Genomic DNA, 345 nt, shown 5'->3' with positions numbered 1-345 from the left:
AGTCAGATAAACACCTGCTATCTTCGTGTTGCCAGTACCTGGGCAGGAGATCACTTTGGGTACATTGCACTACCCAGAGCAGGCCAAGAGGTCATCATTGACTTCTTTGGAGGCAATCCTGACATGCCCTATGTGGCAGGCTCCTTGACCAATCCAAACAACATGCCTCTATACACCCTCCCCCATGAAAAAGTACTCTCTGGCATCCGCTCCAAAGAGTATGGCGGAGATAAATCCAACCAACTCATCATGGATGACACCACAGGTAAACTCCAAACCCAATTAAAATCCGACCACCTACACACCGAGATTAACCTAGGACACATCAGACGCCTTACCACCCCC

The 345-nt window shown here is 49.3% G+C and carries 1 protein-coding gene; it reads left to right on the top strand.

All coding sequences use genetic code 11. The features are described 5' to 3' along the window. Positions 1 to 345 (top strand): type VI secretion system Vgr family protein (locus IM753_RS12890; RefSeq protein ID WP_194109459.1); only part of this gene is annotated, 345 nt, incomplete at both ends.

Source organism: Moraxella sp. K127, assembly GCF_015223095.1.
Lineage (GTDB): Bacteria > Pseudomonadota > Gammaproteobacteria > Pseudomonadales > Moraxellaceae > Moraxella.
Note: the sequence above shows the minus strand (reverse complement) of the source record. Positions and strands in the feature narration are given on the sequence as shown.